General features: G+C 51.1%; 14 protein-coding genes. 10 read left to right on the forward strand and 4 right to left on the reverse strand.

Annotation, left to right across the window (positions count from 1 at the left end; genetic code table 11):
- Window positions 1–157 precede the first annotated feature (157 nt).
- From PH7735_RS18170 to PH7735_RS18190, 5 genes are all read left to right on the forward strand, one after another.
- Window positions 158–991, forward strand: a complete 834-nt coding sequence (locus tag PH7735_RS18170; RefSeq protein WP_058312860.1) for a flagellar motor protein MotB — start codon at window positions 158–160, stop codon at window positions 989–991.
- A gap of 98 nt (window positions 992–1,089) precedes the next feature.
- Window positions 1,090–2,391, forward strand: a complete 1,302-nt coding sequence (locus tag PH7735_RS18175; RefSeq protein WP_233488353.1) for a flagellar hook protein FlgE — start codon at window positions 1,090–1,092, stop codon at window positions 2,389–2,391.
- A 28-nt stretch (window positions 2,392–2,419) separates the two neighbouring features.
- The gene (flgK, locus tag PH7735_RS18180; protein WP_058312861.1) at window positions 2,420–3,847 is read left to right on the forward strand and encodes a flagellar hook-associated protein FlgK; all 1,428 of its coding nucleotides are present in this window, start codon (window positions 2,420–2,422) and stop codon (window positions 3,845–3,847) included.
- 7 nt (window positions 3,848–3,854) lie between these two features.
- On the forward strand, window positions 3,855–4,859 hold the full coding sequence (locus tag PH7735_RS18185) for a flagellin (protein ID WP_058312862.1): 1,005 nt from the start codon (window positions 3,855–3,857) through the stop codon (window positions 4,857–4,859).
- Complete coding sequence (locus PH7735_RS18190; RefSeq protein ID WP_058312863.1) at window positions 4,856–5,971, forward strand: flagellar basal body P-ring protein FlgI; 1,116 nt, start codon at window positions 4,856–4,858, stop codon at window positions 5,969–5,971. The genes PH7735_RS18185 and PH7735_RS18190 overlap by 4 nt, the downstream gene beginning before the upstream one ends.
- 159 nt (window positions 5,972–6,130) lie before the next feature.
- Here the strand turns inward: PH7735_RS18190 and fliP are convergent, their stop codons facing one another.
- The 4 genes from fliP to fliF are packed head-to-tail and all read right to left on the reverse strand — an operon-like array spanning window position 6,131 to window position 9,355.
- Window positions 6,131–6,871: a flagellar type III secretion system pore protein FliP gene (gene fliP, locus PH7735_RS18195; RefSeq protein ID WP_058312864.1), complete on the reverse strand. Its 741-nt coding sequence runs from the start codon at window positions 6,869–6,871 to the stop codon at window positions 6,131–6,133.
- Window positions 6,868–7,137 carry a FliM/FliN family flagellar motor switch protein gene (locus PH7735_RS18200; RefSeq protein WP_058312865.1) on the reverse strand — a complete coding sequence of 90 codons (270 nt, stop codon included), beginning with the start codon at window positions 7,135–7,137 and terminating at the stop codon, window positions 6,868–6,870. Before PH7735_RS18200 ends, fliP begins: the two co-directional genes overlap by 4 nt.
- A complete protein-coding gene (locus PH7735_RS18205; RefSeq protein ID WP_058312866.1) occupies window positions 7,134–7,739 on the reverse strand; it encodes a FliH/SctL family protein in 606 nt (201 codons plus the stop codon). The genes PH7735_RS18200 and PH7735_RS18205 overlap by 4 nt, the downstream gene beginning before the upstream one ends.
- Window positions 7,736–9,355, reverse strand: coding sequence for a flagellar basal-body MS-ring/collar protein FliF (gene fliF, locus PH7735_RS18210; protein WP_058313002.1), 1,620 nt, complete (start codon window positions 9,353–9,355; stop codon window positions 7,736–7,738). The genes PH7735_RS18205 and fliF overlap by 4 nt, the downstream gene beginning before the upstream one ends.
- 225 nt (window positions 9,356–9,580) lie before the next feature.
- On the opposite strand from fliF, the gene PH7735_RS18215 reads away from it, so the two are divergent.
- The 5 genes from PH7735_RS18215 (at window position 9,581) to PH7735_RS18235 (ending at window position 14,196) form a co-directional block, all read left to right on the forward strand.
- Window positions 9,581–9,958 (forward strand): flagellar basal body-associated FliL family protein, encoded by a 378-nt coding sequence (locus PH7735_RS18215; RefSeq protein WP_370737393.1) that lies wholly within the window; start codon window positions 9,581–9,583, stop codon window positions 9,956–9,958.
- Window positions 9,959–9,968: 10 nt separating this feature from the next.
- Window positions 9,969–10,340 (forward strand): hypothetical protein, encoded by a 372-nt coding sequence (locus tag PH7735_RS18220; RefSeq protein WP_058312867.1) that lies wholly within the window; start codon window positions 9,969–9,971, stop codon window positions 10,338–10,340.
- Entirely contained in the window at window positions 10,337–10,936 is a 600-nt protein-coding gene (locus PH7735_RS18225) for a MotE family protein (protein WP_058312868.1), read from the forward strand. Before PH7735_RS18220 ends, PH7735_RS18225 begins: the two co-directional genes overlap by 4 nt.
- A gap of 129 nt (window positions 10,937–11,065) precedes the next feature.
- Window positions 11,066–11,935: a flagellar motor stator protein MotA gene (gene motA, locus PH7735_RS18230; RefSeq protein ID WP_058312869.1), complete on the forward strand. Its 870-nt coding sequence runs from the start codon at window positions 11,066–11,068 to the stop codon at window positions 11,933–11,935.
- Window positions 11,932–14,196, forward strand: coding sequence for a hypothetical protein (locus PH7735_RS18235; protein WP_058312870.1), 2,265 nt, complete (start codon window positions 11,932–11,934; stop codon window positions 14,194–14,196). The genes motA and PH7735_RS18235 overlap by 4 nt, the downstream gene beginning before the upstream one ends.
- Window positions 14,197–14,198 lie beyond the last annotated feature (2 nt).

A 14,198-nucleotide genomic window follows, 5' to 3' on the forward strand; every position in this document is an offset into this window, starting at 1 on the left:
ACTGTGCTTGGCCTTGCGGAATACGATATGGATGGCAAGGATTTTCCAAAAAACTGAAATGACAAAGGTCCCGCACCAGCCTTTTGATCCATTCGTGTTAGCATTTTCATAATCATTGCGACCTAACTCTGAATGTGGGTGAGTAAAAGGTGGTGAAATGGGTGTGCCGACGAATGTCGCGCCAGTCATCATTAAACGAAAAAAGGTTATCAAAGGTGACGGGCATCATGGCGGTGCGTGGAAGGTCGCCTACGCCGACTTTGTGACGGCAATGATGGCCTTTTTCATGTTGATGTGGCTGTTGAATGCGACAACAGAAAAACAGAGAAAAGGGATCGCCGACTATTTTAGTCCGACCGTACAAATCAACCGCGTTTCTGGTGGTGGAGATGGCATGTTCGGCGGCGATAATGTGTTTGCGCAAAAAACGCTGGCACGAAACGGTATTGGGGGATTGCCCGTTGACGGAAACCAGAATGGGCACCCCGGCAGCAAGCGCCAGAGTGATCCACTAAGCGACGTCGACAAAAAGTCGTTCGGCAAAGTCAAAGATATGTTGATCGGTGGTGGGGGCGAAAGCATTTCTATGAACAACGCCCTAAAACACGTAACATCCCGGCTGACCGACGAAGGTTTGGTGATTGAAATCTTTGCGCTTGAAGGGCATCCCTTGTTTCTGGCCGGCACCGAAAAGCCCACCAGATTGCTCGTTGATATGCTGCGTCACGTCGCGCAGGCCTCTCTTATTGTTCAAAACGGTATTGCGGTTGAGGGACATGTGTCTTCAGAGCCTGTTGTGCGTGCTCAGAAATCAGCCTGGCCCTTGTCTGCCAAACGGGCTGATCGGGCAAGAATGTTGTTACAAACCTATGGAGTAGCGCCGGATCGCCTGTTGCGGGTCACAGGTCATGCCGATCGCGAGCTGAAGGATCCTGATCCTCTTGGCGTGCGAAATAACCGGCTAGAGGTGATCCTGTTGCGAAGCCAGTGACGTAAAACTCGGTAAGATTTTAGATGTTAGCGGCCTGTTAAGCGGCCACGACCTATTTGTTGTTTCAGCAAAACCTGATGCAGCAGAAAGGCGTATCCATGACTATTTCCTCTTCTCTGAATGCCGGAGTGGCAGGCCTCGCGGCGAATGCCAGCAGGTTGGCGTCGATTTCGGACAACATCGCGAACTCGGCCACATATGGCTATAAACGGATAGAGACCGATTTCCATTCCATGGTTATTTCTTCTGCTGGCGGGTCCTACACCGCGGGTGGTGTGCGTTCGACCAATCAGCGTATCATCGATGAAAACGGGGCTCTGGTGACCACGACCAACCCCACCGATCTTGCCGTTCGGGGGCGTGGCATGTTGCCTGTGGCCAATGTTTCGGAAATGGCCGTGAACAATGGTGACGCCCAGATGTTGCTTGCGACGACGGGGTCATTTCGCACGAACGCGGATGGGTACCTGACCACAGAAAGCGGTTTGGTGCTTTTGGGGTGGCCTGCGAATGCTGACGGGACGGTTCCAACCTATCCCCGTGACACGAGCGATGGCCTTGAACCTGTACGGATCAATGTAAACCAGCTTACTGGAGAGCCGACAACACATATGTCTCTTGGCGTGAACCTGCCCGCGACGAGTACCGAAGCAGGCGCATCAGGAGACTCACAAGAGCTTTCTGTTGAATACTACGACAATCTGGGCACGTCAGAAAATCTGTTGATGGAGTTTGTGCCAACCATTCCAGCGTCCGGGTCTTCGAATGAATGGACCCTGCGCATTCGCGATACGGCCTCTGATGACAGCATCGTCGGAGAATACACATTGACCTTCGACGACTCTCGCAGTTCCGGAGGCACTCTGTCATCTGTCTCCGCGATTTCCGGGGGAACGTATGATCCCACTTCTGGGTCTGTGATTGTGGATGTCGCGGGTGGGCCGATGGAGATCAATATCGGTCAACTCGGTGCCAGTGATGGGTTGACGCAGTTGTCGGATTCTTTTGCGCCGCTTCAGATTTCCAAAGATGGATCACCTGTCGGGAATATGACCTCGGTAGAGGTGGATTCAAATGGCATCGTGCATGCCTTCTTCGATACCGGAATAACCAGAGCCATTTTCCAGGTCCCTCTGGTTGACCTTCCGAACCCGAACGGAATGGTTGCGATGGATCACCAGACCTATTCGCCCTCTCCCGAGAGCGGTTCTTTCTTCTTGTGGGATGCAGGAGACGGTCCAACAGGTGACGTTGTTGCCTATGCTAGGGAAGAATCTGCCACTGATGTCGCCGGCGAACTCACCGACATGATTCAGACACAGCGCGCTTACAGTTCGAATGCGAAAGTGATCCAGACGGTCGATGAGATGCTGCAAGAAACCACGAATATCAAAAGATAAATTTCAACCGGCAACGAAAGGATAAGGCATGAGCATATCCAGCGCACTTTCCAATGCTTTGGGCGGTTTGGCGGTCTCGTCAAAGCGCGCCGAGCTGGTTTCTGCAAATGTTGCAAACGTATCTACGGATGGGTACGCCCGTCGCGAGCTGAGTTTGGAGGCGACTTCATATTCGACTCAAGGCGGTGTTCGCGTAAGCGGTGTGACGCGGCATGTTAACGAACAAACCCTGTCTGAGCGTCGTCTGGCCGGTGCAGCACAAGCGCACTCCACCGCCCTGCTGACCCATCAAAGTCGGATGGAAACGCTAGTAGGTGACCCAACAGATGCGAGTTCTCTGTCCGCGCGACTGGCTGATTTTGAAGCCAGCATCGATGCCGCAGTCAGCCGGCCCGATCTTTTGAACCGGTTGGAAGATGTTGCGTATTCCGCAGCACAGGTTGTGTCCAAGATTTCGGGCATGTCGCAAAGCGTGCAAGACGCGAGGCAAGACGCAGACGCTCAAGTTGCGGGTCTGGTCGAGTCTCTCGAAAATAACCTCAAAAATGTGGAAGAGTTGAACCGGCTGATAATCGCTGCCGAAGTGAACAATCGCGATGCTTCGTCTCTCTTTGACCAGAGGCAAAAGCTTGTTGATGATATTTCAGAAATTGTTCCGGTACACCAAATGAAGCGCGACTTCGGTGAGATCGCCCTTGTTTCGGTCGGGGGGGCGGTTCTTTTGGATGGATCAGCGGTGGATCTCTCGTTTTCGGGCACGCCGACGATTGTTCCACACATGACAGTAGAAAATGGATTGCTCTCGCAAGTTCTGATGAACGATCGCCCCGCAGCGGCGTCCCTGTCAGGTGGCGCGTTAGAGGCGCAGTTAACCATCCGCGATGAGTTGACTGTGGATTTTCAAGAACAACTGGATGTTATCGTTCTGGATTTGTCTCTCCGCTTTCAAAACCCGGATTTGGATGAAAGCATTGGCCCAGATGACCCTGCGATATTCACCGATAACGGTGCGAGGGTGGATGAAAATGCGTTGGTGGGGCTTTCCGGGCGTCTCGCGATCAATGATCTAATTTCTCATGAAGGCGCATTTGACGTATCGCGTCTTCGCAGCGGCCTCGGGGCGGAATTCAATGGTGATGTGGGGGACAACTCGCTCCTCTCCAAGATGAAAGAGGCCCTAAATGAGGCGTCCACCTTGCCTTCTGGGTTAGGGCAATCACTGTTTGAAATGGGGAGTGCATTTGAAACTCATGTGGCCTCGGATCGATTGCGGCTTGAAGAGAGCCACAGTTTCCAATCCGCTCGCTTTGCCCAACTCAAAGAAAACGAGCTGGCGGACGGCGTGGATACAGATGTCGAAATGCAAAACCTGTTGCTGATTGAACAGTCATTTGCCGCAAACGCGCGTGTCATTCAAACGATCGACGACCTCATGAACACCTTGCTAAGGATGTGAAACAGTTATGCAAAGTATTGGAAACCTGACGCAGCGCTTTGTTCTGCGCGCTCAAACCTCTTCCTTGAAATCTGAACTTGTTGAACTGTCTCAAGAAGTTGCAACCGGGCAAACATCTGATAAAGCCAGATTTCTTTCTGGAGATTTCAACGCCATTGCCGACCTACAGCATTCTTTGAAAAGGCTTGAGAGTTATCGTTTGGTCGCGGCGGAGACAAAGCTTGCTCTCGATACTGCGGGTGGCGCGCTTTCAACGTTGTATTCGTTCAGTTCCAACTTGGCGGAAAAACTGCCTCTTTTGTCAGAAACAGGGACTAACATTGCGGTGAATGCAATCGCTGCAGAAGGACTGCAAGCCTTTCAAGGTGCTGTATCGGCATTGAATTCAAACACGGCAGGTCGGTCAGTGTTCGGTGGCGCGCAGTTTGACCAGCCCGTGCTTGCACCATCTGATGAAATTCTAACCGCCGTTCGAGAACAGATCGAAGCAGTGGCAACGCCGGCTGAGTATATCCAAAGTCTGGATGATTGGTTTTCTGCTCCGGGTGGTGGGTTTGAAACAGTCGCCTATTTAGGTTCCGATAACTTCTCTGAACCGGTGAATGTGGGGGATGACGTCTCGGTTGGGTTCGATTTAAAGGCCGATCAAAGTGGAATAAGAAAAGTCCTTCGAGACTTTGCTGCGATTGCCTTGGTCGCGGACCCGGCATTTGGGTTTTCGGATGCTGATAAGACACAGATTTTCGAGACGATGCTTCCTGAACTCGCAGATTCTCGTAACACATTGATTGATATGCAAGCACAGCTTGGCGTGTCGCAAGAATACCTGGAAACAGCGATCGCTACAAATGAAGCAGGTCGTTTGGCAACCGAAAGTGCGATAGCAGATTTGTTATCTGTGGATCCTTTCGAGACAGCAACCAGACTCGAAAATGTGAGTACCCAGATGGAAGGTATTTATCTTGTGACTGCGCGTCTCAACCAGATGTCACTGATGGATTATCTCTCATGAAGTGGTTGGTAACGGGCGTACTGGTTTTTGTCGCACAACTCTGCATTTGCGTGCCCTACGCAGCCGCAGATCGTATACGCATCAAGGATCTGGTTGAAATTGACGGCGTGCGCGGGAACGATCTTGTTGGATACGGTCTCGTGGTGGGGCTGAATGGAACCGGGGATGGACTAAGAAATGCACCGTTCACCGAAGAGATGATGTCGAACATCCTCGAACGGTTGGGCGTAAATGTTACTGGCGAACAGTTTCGACCGAAAAATGTGGCTGCGGTTTTTGTGACGGCAACACTTCCGGCCTTTGCGCGCGCGGGCGGGAAAATAGATGTGACGGTTTCCGCAATCGGCGATGCAAAAAGCCTTTTGGGTGGAACGCTTATCATGACGCCCCTGAACGCCGCAGATGGCCAGATTTATGCCGTCGCTCAAGGCACCATAATCGCAGGAGGGGTCTCGGCCGAAGGTGATGCTGCAACAGTTGTTAAAGGCGTTCCGACATCAGGTTCAATACCGGCCGGGGGGCGGGTCGAACGAGAAGTCGATTTTACATTTGAAAACCTGAGTGTTTTGCGAATTGCGTTGAGAGAACCCGATTTTACGACTGCAGCAAGAATTGAAGGTGCGATCAACAGCAACTTCGGTCGACGCATTGCTTTGATGACAGATCCCGGGACAGTAAGGCTCAATCTGGAAGCCTCCGGAATGGCTTCGGTGGCACATGCTCTGGGCCGCATCGAAAACATTTATGTCGAACCAGAACGAAAGGCGCGCGTGGTTGTCGATCAACGGTCCGGAACAATCGTCATGGGAGAAGATGTTCGCATATCGCGCGTGGCCGTCGCGCAAGGGAACTTAACATTGCGGATTCAGGAAAAACCACTGGCGGTTCAGCCGAACCCGTTTTCTGATGGGCAAACAGTGGTGGTGCCCAGATCTACCGCCGAGCTGGATGAAGAAGAAGGTACCGGGCTTGCAGAAATTTCAGGGTCCACATCTCTGAGCGAAGTTATTCACGGGTTGAATGCGCTTGGCGTCCCTCCGAGAGATATGATCGACATTCTCAAAACAATTAAGGCAGCCGGCGCACTGCACGCAGAGTTTGTAGTGAGATAAGTTTTGGGAAAGGCCCTACATGAAGGCCATCCCGGGGTTGTTCGTAACCGAGGGGCGCGCATTGTTGGTGATTTAGAGGGGAATGAGTCCGAGGGAAAACCCTCGTTGGTGAGAGTACGTGCTGAAAGCAGTCGATGCTAGCACGCTTAGAAAGCGAACTCAGAAGTATCCTCTGACCAGGCTTCCCGCTACGAGGCTCCAGCCATCTGCCAAAACAAAAAAACCAAGTTTGAACGGCAGAGAAACGATCGCTGGTGGGACCATCATCATCCCCATGGACATGAGAATGGCGGCGACTACGAGGTCAATAACCAGAAATGGCAAAAACAGGATGAAACCGATCTGAAACGCACGTGACACCTCTGAAATCATGAAGCTCGGAAGCAGCACAGACAAAGGAGGGTCCGAGACGATTTCTGCCGAGACGGTGTCTACGCGTAAGCTGGCCATGTTCAGCAAAGTAACCTGGTCGACGCGTGAAGACATGAATGCCTGAAACGGCTGCAATACACGTTCAATCGCAACATCCTGAGAAATGGCATCATCAAGAAAAGGCGTGACGCCCGTTGCCCAAGCTGAGCTGAAAACCGGCTCCATTACAAAATACGTTAAGAAAAGTGACAGGCTCACGATTAGCATGTTTGGAGGTGATTGCTGTAGCCCGATGGCCTGACGTAAAATTGACAGAACGGTTAAGATAAACGGAAAGCACGTTAGCATGATTGCAATGCCGGGCGCGAGGCTAAGCAAGGTGATCAACAAAAATAGTTGAATACTGGTTTTGGCAATGGACCCTTCTTCACCCATCGAGATCGATATGCTTTGGGCGATGCCTTCATTTGGACCGCAGACGAAAAAGCACGCAAGCAACAGAATGAAAAGAGTGCCGTTCTTCATCATTCGATTCCGTTTGGAAGATTCGAGATTTCAGTCAAGCGAACGGCGAGTTGTCCCTCGTTCGGCCCGTCCAATTCTTCCAACTGCCCTTTGGCAATCAAACGTTCTCCGATGTAAAGCTCGACGGGGTCATCTACTTTCCTGTCGAGATTGAGAACGGCGTTTGTTTTGAGGTCGAGTAAGTCTCCGATTGATGGCCGCGCCTTGCCAACCGAAACAGTAACTTCAATGGGAACAGTGCTAAACAGGTTCGGGGTTTCATGGCTCATTGGCTGCCCTTCTTCGTTTTATGGCGTGTGTGTACGTCGAATGCTTCGATGGATTTCTCAAGCTCGGCCAACAGTTCATCCAGATCGATTTGCTGCTCTCGGCCGGAAAAGTTTATGTGGGCTTGACCCGGACTCAACGAAGCGTCTCCTGTAACAAGGACTGGGAAAGCGAGGTTTTCAGGAAGCAACTCTGAAACCGCCACCACTTCTGTGGAGGCAACTGAGATTCTCACATCTTTGTTGCTGTTGGTCTCGGCAAGCAGCAACAACTGTTCGACTAGCCGTTCGCCCATCGAGCGATAGGCAACCTTAGGCAAAAGGGTTCGCACAACGGCATCTAGAACCGGACCCAGATCTGCCAGAATAGATGTTTTGGCATCATGGTATGTAAAGGTCAGCTCTTGCAGGTTGCCCGCCAAAGCTGCTGAGACGTGCGCTTTTTCTTCGGCTTTTGCACGAATGGCATCTTCCCAACCAGCTTTGTAGCCCTGCTCGAAAGAATCCAGCAATTCGTCGTCCCGAGCACTTGCGGGATCGTCCTGATCTGATGGGGTGGGCTGTTCTACACAAAAGTTTTCAAGCAGGTTCGCAATTGTTTTCAATTGGTTTCCTCACGTTCATTCATCCAGCTTCGCAAAATCTCAACGGTTTCCTCCTGTCGGTCTGCGATCAGGGCGCGCAGCCTCTCGACGGGAGTGTGAGTAGGGTCGGTGATTTGCGAAATCTGTGCTGTGGCAGGGGTAGAATAGTCATCGTTCGTAAGAACCTCTCCCTGAGACACTTCTTGAGGAAGAGATGTTTGACGCGCGATCTCAATTTTCTCTTGAGGCTCTTCCGCGTTTCGCGACAGCAACGGCGTAGCAGAAGGCGAGTCTTGGGGGCGCTGCGAGAGGATTGGCTTGAGAACAAAAATGCCCAAGAGCAAAGTGATAAAACCCAATACTGAAATCTGGGCCAGTGAGTTTGTATCGAGTTTCCCCCATCCCCAAAACGCGCTTTTCGACACCGTGGCTGTTTGGGAATGCCCTTGGAATGGAAGGGATTTGAGGGTTACGACATCCCCCCTTTCGGCATCAAATCCAATCGCAGATTCTACGAGTTCCCGCATCGCGTCGAGTTCTTCCGGCGCCCGCTGAGCGATGATCACTTCGCCCTCAGGTCCAATAGATTGTGCTTCATTGACGAGGACAGCCACGGAAATCTTCCGGATTGCTCCGGGGTTTCGAACCAGTTCCCTTTGTGTTTCTGAAACCTCATAGTTAATGCGTTCACGGGTTTCACTGTCCTGATTGGTCGAACTTTCATCCCCTGCCGCATCTCCATCTGGAAGGTTTGATGCAACAGTGACCGCCTGTCGCCCGGTGTTTTGTGAGTTTGTGCTTCGCTCTTCTGAGTCTGTGCTGATCGCTACTCTGCTGGAAGGATCAAAGATGCGTTCGTGGATGGTTTCAGTTTCCATGGCCGTATCGACGGTCACCTCGACCACCGCATTTCCAACGCCCACGCGGGCTTCGAGAAGGCGTTGAATGCTTTCTTTCAGGGTCTGGGATTTGTCGAATGCGCCATTGTCCGCATGAGCTGCATCTGATCCGCCAATAATGCCAAGTTGACTGTCTATTACGGTGACGTCTTCAGGGGACATGCCCGAAACGGCCGATGCGATCAGAAAGCGAAGCGCGCGGGCATAATTCGGATCGATTGCACCCATCGTCGCAACAACAGAGACAGATGCCGTCGGTTTCAAGGTTCTTTGAAACGGGGTCTTGCCAGTGTTTGAAATGTGCACGCGCGCGGAAGAGATTTGTGAGCTGGCGAGAATTGTGCGCGCCAACTCACCCTCTTTGGCACGCCAATACGCAGCATCGAACATTTGTGACGTGGTGCCAAATCCCGAAAGCGAATCAAGCAGTTCGTACCCTTGGCCATTGTTAGAGGGGAGGCCTTCGCTCGCCAGAGTCATGCGTAGTTCGTCCCTGGTTTCAATCGGAACATAGATACCGTCGCCGCGAACGTCATAAGAGATACCGCGCTGTTCAAGGGCGCTTACCACTTCGCCTGCGGGCCTTCCCTCCAGCCCGCCATAAAGCAGGGCCATATTGGGGGCACTTGCGATCGATACAGCGGCAACAATCGCTGTCACGATCATCGCGGAAACAGCCCCAAGCAACACACGTCGCCGAAGATCCAAAGAAGACCAGAGTGTAAGTAGCTGCTGCACGTTTCCCTCCGAAAGCTGCCAAAATCGACTGCCCGGCAACATTCCCTGATCAGGCTTAACAATCGGTTAGTGAGTAAATGCAAATATGGGTTTGTCGAAGAAACGGATCTGGAAATGGCGACCACAACTGAACCTGAAAATTTGGAACCCGCTCGTGGATCTAAACGTCCCCTGTATCTGGGGTTATTTCTGGCAGTCCTCGGCGGCGGAGGGGCGTTTTACGCAATGTATTCGGACCTGCTGTTCGGTGATGAGACAAAAAGCGCCAAGGTGGAAGCACAAGTCGAGGCAGCGCCAATGCCAGATGTGGCGTTTGTGCCCATCGACCCGCTTGTTGTTTCTCTTGGTCCAAACGCAATCAACCGCCACCTGCGTTTTCGCGCACAGCTCGAAGTCGTGCCTGCTCATGAGCAGGACGTGATCCATCTACTGCCGCGTATTGTGGATGTTTTGAACAACTACCTTCGTGCATTGGAGGCATCTGACATCGAACAGCCCGCCGCCCTCATGAATTTGCGGGCACAGATGTTGCGAAGGGTGCAAATCGTGGTCGGCCCGGGGCGTGTGAACGATTTGCTGGTCATGGAATTCGTATTGAAATGAAGGTGAGTCAATGGAACTGATTGCTGATGCTCTCTTGATTGCTGGCGCTATCGGAGCGGGGGTATATTGTCTCGTGCTTGGTCGTCGTCTTGCGCGATTTAACAATCTGGAAACTGGCGTCGGAGGCGCGGTCGCAGTTTTGTCCGCTCAGGTGGATGATTTGACCAAAGCGCTTGAATCGGGACAACAAGCGGCGAATCTGTCCGCTGAGAAATTGTCAGATTTGACACAGCGTGCGGATGCATCGGCCAAGAAGTTGGAGCTTCTTGTTGCGTCGATGCATGATTTGCCCCAACAGAAAGAGCAGGCTGTTGAGTTGGATCCGCGTCAAGAAGCAGTTTTCGTTCGCCATTTTGCCCCGGAAGTTGGAGCAGGAGAATGACCAAGGCTTCCGCGCAGAAAAAGCTTCGAAAAAGACGCGGAAGCCTGTCTTTGGTTGCGGTTTTCTTGTTTGCCTCCGCAGCTATCAGAATTGGAACTGAAGCCGGACAAGCCTTTGCGCGTGAAGCACCTTTGGAAGAGGCACCTGAACTGTCCGGTCAGCAACTCCAAAGTTGCGAAACGCGTGAAGATCTCGAAAAGATGCTCGACATGTTTGCACAGCGTGACACGGCTCTTCGTCAACAAGAGGAAGCCATCAACATGCGTTCGGTTGCGATATCGCTGGCAGACGAAAAAATTGACGCAAAACTGGAAGAACTGAAGCGCGCCGAAGATAGTTTGCGAGAGATGGTGGCCTATGCCTCAACTGCGGCTGAAAAGGACATTAGCCGGCTGACCGAAGTTTATGAAACAATGAAGCCCAAAGAAGCAGCAGCTTTGTTTGAAGAAATGGCGCCTGAATTCGCCGCCGGGTTTCTCGGAAGAATGCGACCGGAAGCGGCCGCTGGCATTATGGCGGGATTGTCCCCGCAGGTTGCCTATACCGTCAGTGTGGTCCTTGCAGGCCGCAACGCGAATGCACCCAAAAACAAATGAGGCTGCTCAGAATTTCTTAATTGCTTGATGGGAAAGTGAAAAAGAACAGTTTTTCATTTGGACCAGCCATGCGTTTCGGCCTCTTGGAAAATTTTTCACGTTCGAGTCGTCATTAGGCAGGAGAGAAATGTGATTGGACTCATCGGTATAGTAACTATCTTTGTGATGGTTTTTGGAGGGTATCTGGCTGCCGGCGGTAAGTTCGCAATTATTCTCAAATCACTTCCGTTTGAAATGATGATGATCGGCGGGGCTGCAATTGGCGCCTTTTTGATCAGCAACGATATGCATGCCATCAAACACACTGCAAAAGATATCGGAAAGGTGTTCAAAGGTCCGAAGTGGAAACCGGAAGACTACAAAGACTTGCTATGCCTTTTGTACGAACTGATCCGGCTGGCAAAACAAAACCCGGTCGCGATTGAGCAGGAAATCGAGGAGCCGGAAAGTTCCAAGATATTTAGTAAATACCCAAAAATACTGGAAGATTCCGAAGCAATCGCGCTGATTGCTGATACGCTGCGGTCGGCATCGATGAATTACGACGACCCTCTCCAGGTTGAAGAGGTTCTGGAAAAACGTATGGAGACGAATCTGCAGAATGCGATGCACTCCAGCCATGCTCTTCAAACCGTTGCAGATGGCTTGCCCGCGCTTGGCATCGTGGCTGCGGTTCTTGGTGTCATCAAAACAATGGGATCAATTGACCAGCCTCCGGAAATCTTGGGAAAGATGATCGGTGGGGCGTTGGTGGGAACCTTTCTCGGCGTCTTTCTTGCATACGGACTGGTCGGGCCTTTTGCTTCCAAAGTTCGCGCGGTTGTTGAGGAAGATAGTCATTTTTACCAACTGATACGCGAAGTTCTGGTGGCAAATTTGCATAGTCATGCTGCGAATATTTGCATCGAAGTCGGTCGGCAAAACACTCCTGCGCATTGCCGACCAAAATTTGCCGATCTGGAAGACGCCCTGAAGGCCGTCAAGAAAGAAGCCGCATGAGATTGTTTGCCGGATTGATCGTGTTTCTCTTGTCTCTGGCCCCAACGGTGTCTGCGTCAGAAATTGTTGTGAAATCTGGAGAACACGCGGACTTTACCAGAATTGTGGTTACCTTGCCCAAGGCCAGCACCAGCTGGAGCTTTTTACCGAAGGGTGCAAACTATGTCCTCAAAGTTAATGAGCCAGATCCAACATTCGAAATTTCGACTGTGTTTGACCGCATTCCACGAAGTCGCCTTACGTCTTTAAACCCAGGTAGTTCACCTGAAAGTCTAGAGTTCGAATTGGGATGTGAATGTGAAGCCATCGCCAAAAAGTACGACGGCAGGTTCATCGTCATCGATATCAAATCAATTGAGAAAACAGAAAAGGAAAGGCTGCGTTTGACGGCGCCTTTGTCTCTAGCGACGGCAAATTCCTCGTTGCGATTGCTGAACCAGCTTCAGGCGGCAAAACAGTCTCAAAAAGATACCCTAGCCGCCGATAGCCTCAAACAAGAAGTTTTATCAATTACTCCACATTTGAATACGGATCGAAACCAAAGTCTTTCGCAAACAGCGCTTGTCGAAAAAATTGCCAAAGCGGCAAGCCGAGGAGAGCTTCAAATTGCTCTTACCACGAGCAGTGATACCGCGCCTGCAGTAACACTTATAGAACGACCAAAAGTGAAGCCGAGTGTTGCGGTTGAGGCTTCAAGTCTAACGCAGATTAGAGTGACCAACGATGCAATACAAAATGGATTTAGCCAGGATCTACAAACGTTGATGCCGGGCGAAGCCATTGTTTGTTTAGATGCAACGCTCGTTGATTTTTCAACCTGGGAGACCGATACGTCCTTTGGACAGGGAATTGGAAATGCTCGAAGAGCCTTATTTGATGAGTTTGACCGACCAAATATTGACGCGGCAAAACTGCTAACAAAGCTGTATTTACATTTTTCTTTTGGCGCTGAAGCGCACCGCTTGTTACAAAGCCTGCCAAGTTCTCGTGAAACTGATGTCTTAATGGACCTCGCGCGCATCATGGACGGGCAAAGTCCAAGAAATCAAAACTTATTCGAAAACCAGTCAGGGTGCAGCGGAGCGGCGATCCTGTGGAGTTTGTTATCGAACTCCAATCAGCAACTGAACGACAACGACTATCAGGCAGTGCTTTTGTCGGTGAGTGCTATGCCGCTACATATGCGAACCTATTTGGGGCCTAAGGTGGCCAACCGTTTGCTTGATCTCGGAGAAATCGAAACGGCGGCCCAGCTTTTGTCGTTGAGCAGTCGTGGTAGTGAAATGCCCTCTACAGAACACAAATTGGGAGAGGCATCGATTTTGATAGCCCGAGAAGAGGTAAAGGAAGCGGAAGAAATTATTGATGAAATTCTGGAGACAGAAAACGAAATAAATCCTGAGGTTCTGGCAACTAAAATGGAAATTCTCGAAAATCAAAAATCTCGACCAGACATCGAAACCTTGGATTTGGCCAGTGCTTTTGCAACCGAGCATCGAAACACACCCCAAGCCATGAAAACCAAAGAAACTCAAATACATGCGTATTTATTGGCCGGTGATTTTGAGAAGGCATTTTTGACGATTGATGAAAGTCGCTCCGAACAAGATCCGTCTTTTCGAGACAAATTTTTATCCAAAGCGTTTGTATCGCTATCCGAGAATGGAGACCGGCTTGATTTTCTCGCGCTGGCGACCCGGTATGAGGTGACGAGCGAGCCATTGACCAAAGACGCACTCAAGCGTTTGGCCTCGCGGTTTATCGATGAAGGATTTTCAAGCGAAGCCCTGAAGATTCTAGGCGCTTTTTCTCTTCACTATGTTGATGACGAAATCAGGCTGTTGCGTGCCAAGGCCGCATTGATCGAACGCAAGCCGTATCTCGCAGCTGCCGAACTTCTGAGTGTCGAGGGAGAAGAGGCTAATAAGCTTCGAGCTTTGGCATTTTCAGCGACGGGAAATCATGGTGAGGCAGAAATCTTGTACGAAGATCTTGGTGATCGGGGAAGTGCCACCAAAGAAGCATGGCAGGCAAAGAACTGGGCGTCCTTGGAAAATTCGACTGGCACTGGGTTTCAAGCTGCTGTTGCCCTCGCTGCTCAAGAACCTGAACAGCCCCAGCAGGGACGCGCAACGATCCTTGAACAAAGCCGCTCGTTGTTACAACAAAGCGCCCTCGCAAGAGAACTTTTGGGGCAGGTAAGGGCGTCAATTGGGACAACCGGCGAAGAGGTCTCTGGACGTGAGTTAGATCCACTCTGATT

The sequence above is a fragment of the Shimia thalassica genome (assembly GCF_001458215.1).
Taxonomy (GTDB): Bacteria; Pseudomonadota; Alphaproteobacteria; order Rhodobacterales; family Rhodobacteraceae; genus Shimia; species Shimia thalassica.

Coding starts and splice junctions, on each gene's coding strand:
- PH7735_RS18175 (WP_233488353.1), top strand. CDS start 1,090: ATGACTATTTCCTCTTCTCTGAATGCCGGAGTGGCAGGCCTCGCGGCG.
- PH7735_RS18225 (WP_058312868.1), top strand. CDS start 10,337: ATGACCAAGGCTTCCGCGCAGAAAAAGCTTCGAAAAAGACGCGGAAGC.
- PH7735_RS18185 (WP_058312862.1), top strand. CDS start 3,855: ATGCAAAGTATTGGAAACCTGACGCAGCGCTTTGTTCTGCGCGCTCAA.
- flgK (WP_058312861.1), top strand. CDS start 2,420: ATGAGCATATCCAGCGCACTTTCCAATGCTTTGGGCGGTTTGGCGGTC.
- PH7735_RS18170 (WP_058312860.1), top strand. CDS start 158: ATGGGTGTGCCGACGAATGTCGCGCCAGTCATCATTAAACGAAAAAAG.
- PH7735_RS18235 (WP_058312870.1), top strand. CDS start 11,932: ATGAGATTGTTTGCCGGATTGATCGTGTTTCTCTTGTCTCTGGCCCCA.
- PH7735_RS18190 (WP_058312863.1), top strand. CDS start 4,856: ATGAAGTGGTTGGTAACGGGCGTACTGGTTTTTGTCGCACAACTCTGC.
- PH7735_RS18220 (WP_058312867.1), top strand. CDS start 9,969: ATGGAACTGATTGCTGATGCTCTCTTGATTGCTGGCGCTATCGGAGCG.
- PH7735_RS18215 (WP_370737393.1), top strand. CDS start 9,581: ATGTATTCGGACCTGCTGTTCGGTGATGAGACAAAAAGCGCCAAGGTG.
- PH7735_RS18200 (WP_058312865.1), bottom strand. CDS start 7,137: ATGAGCCATGAAACCCCGAACCTGTTTAGCACTGTTCCCATTGAAGTT.
- fliP (WP_058312864.1), bottom strand. CDS start 6,871: ATGATGAAGAACGGCACTCTTTTCATTCTGTTGCTTGCGTGCTTTTTC.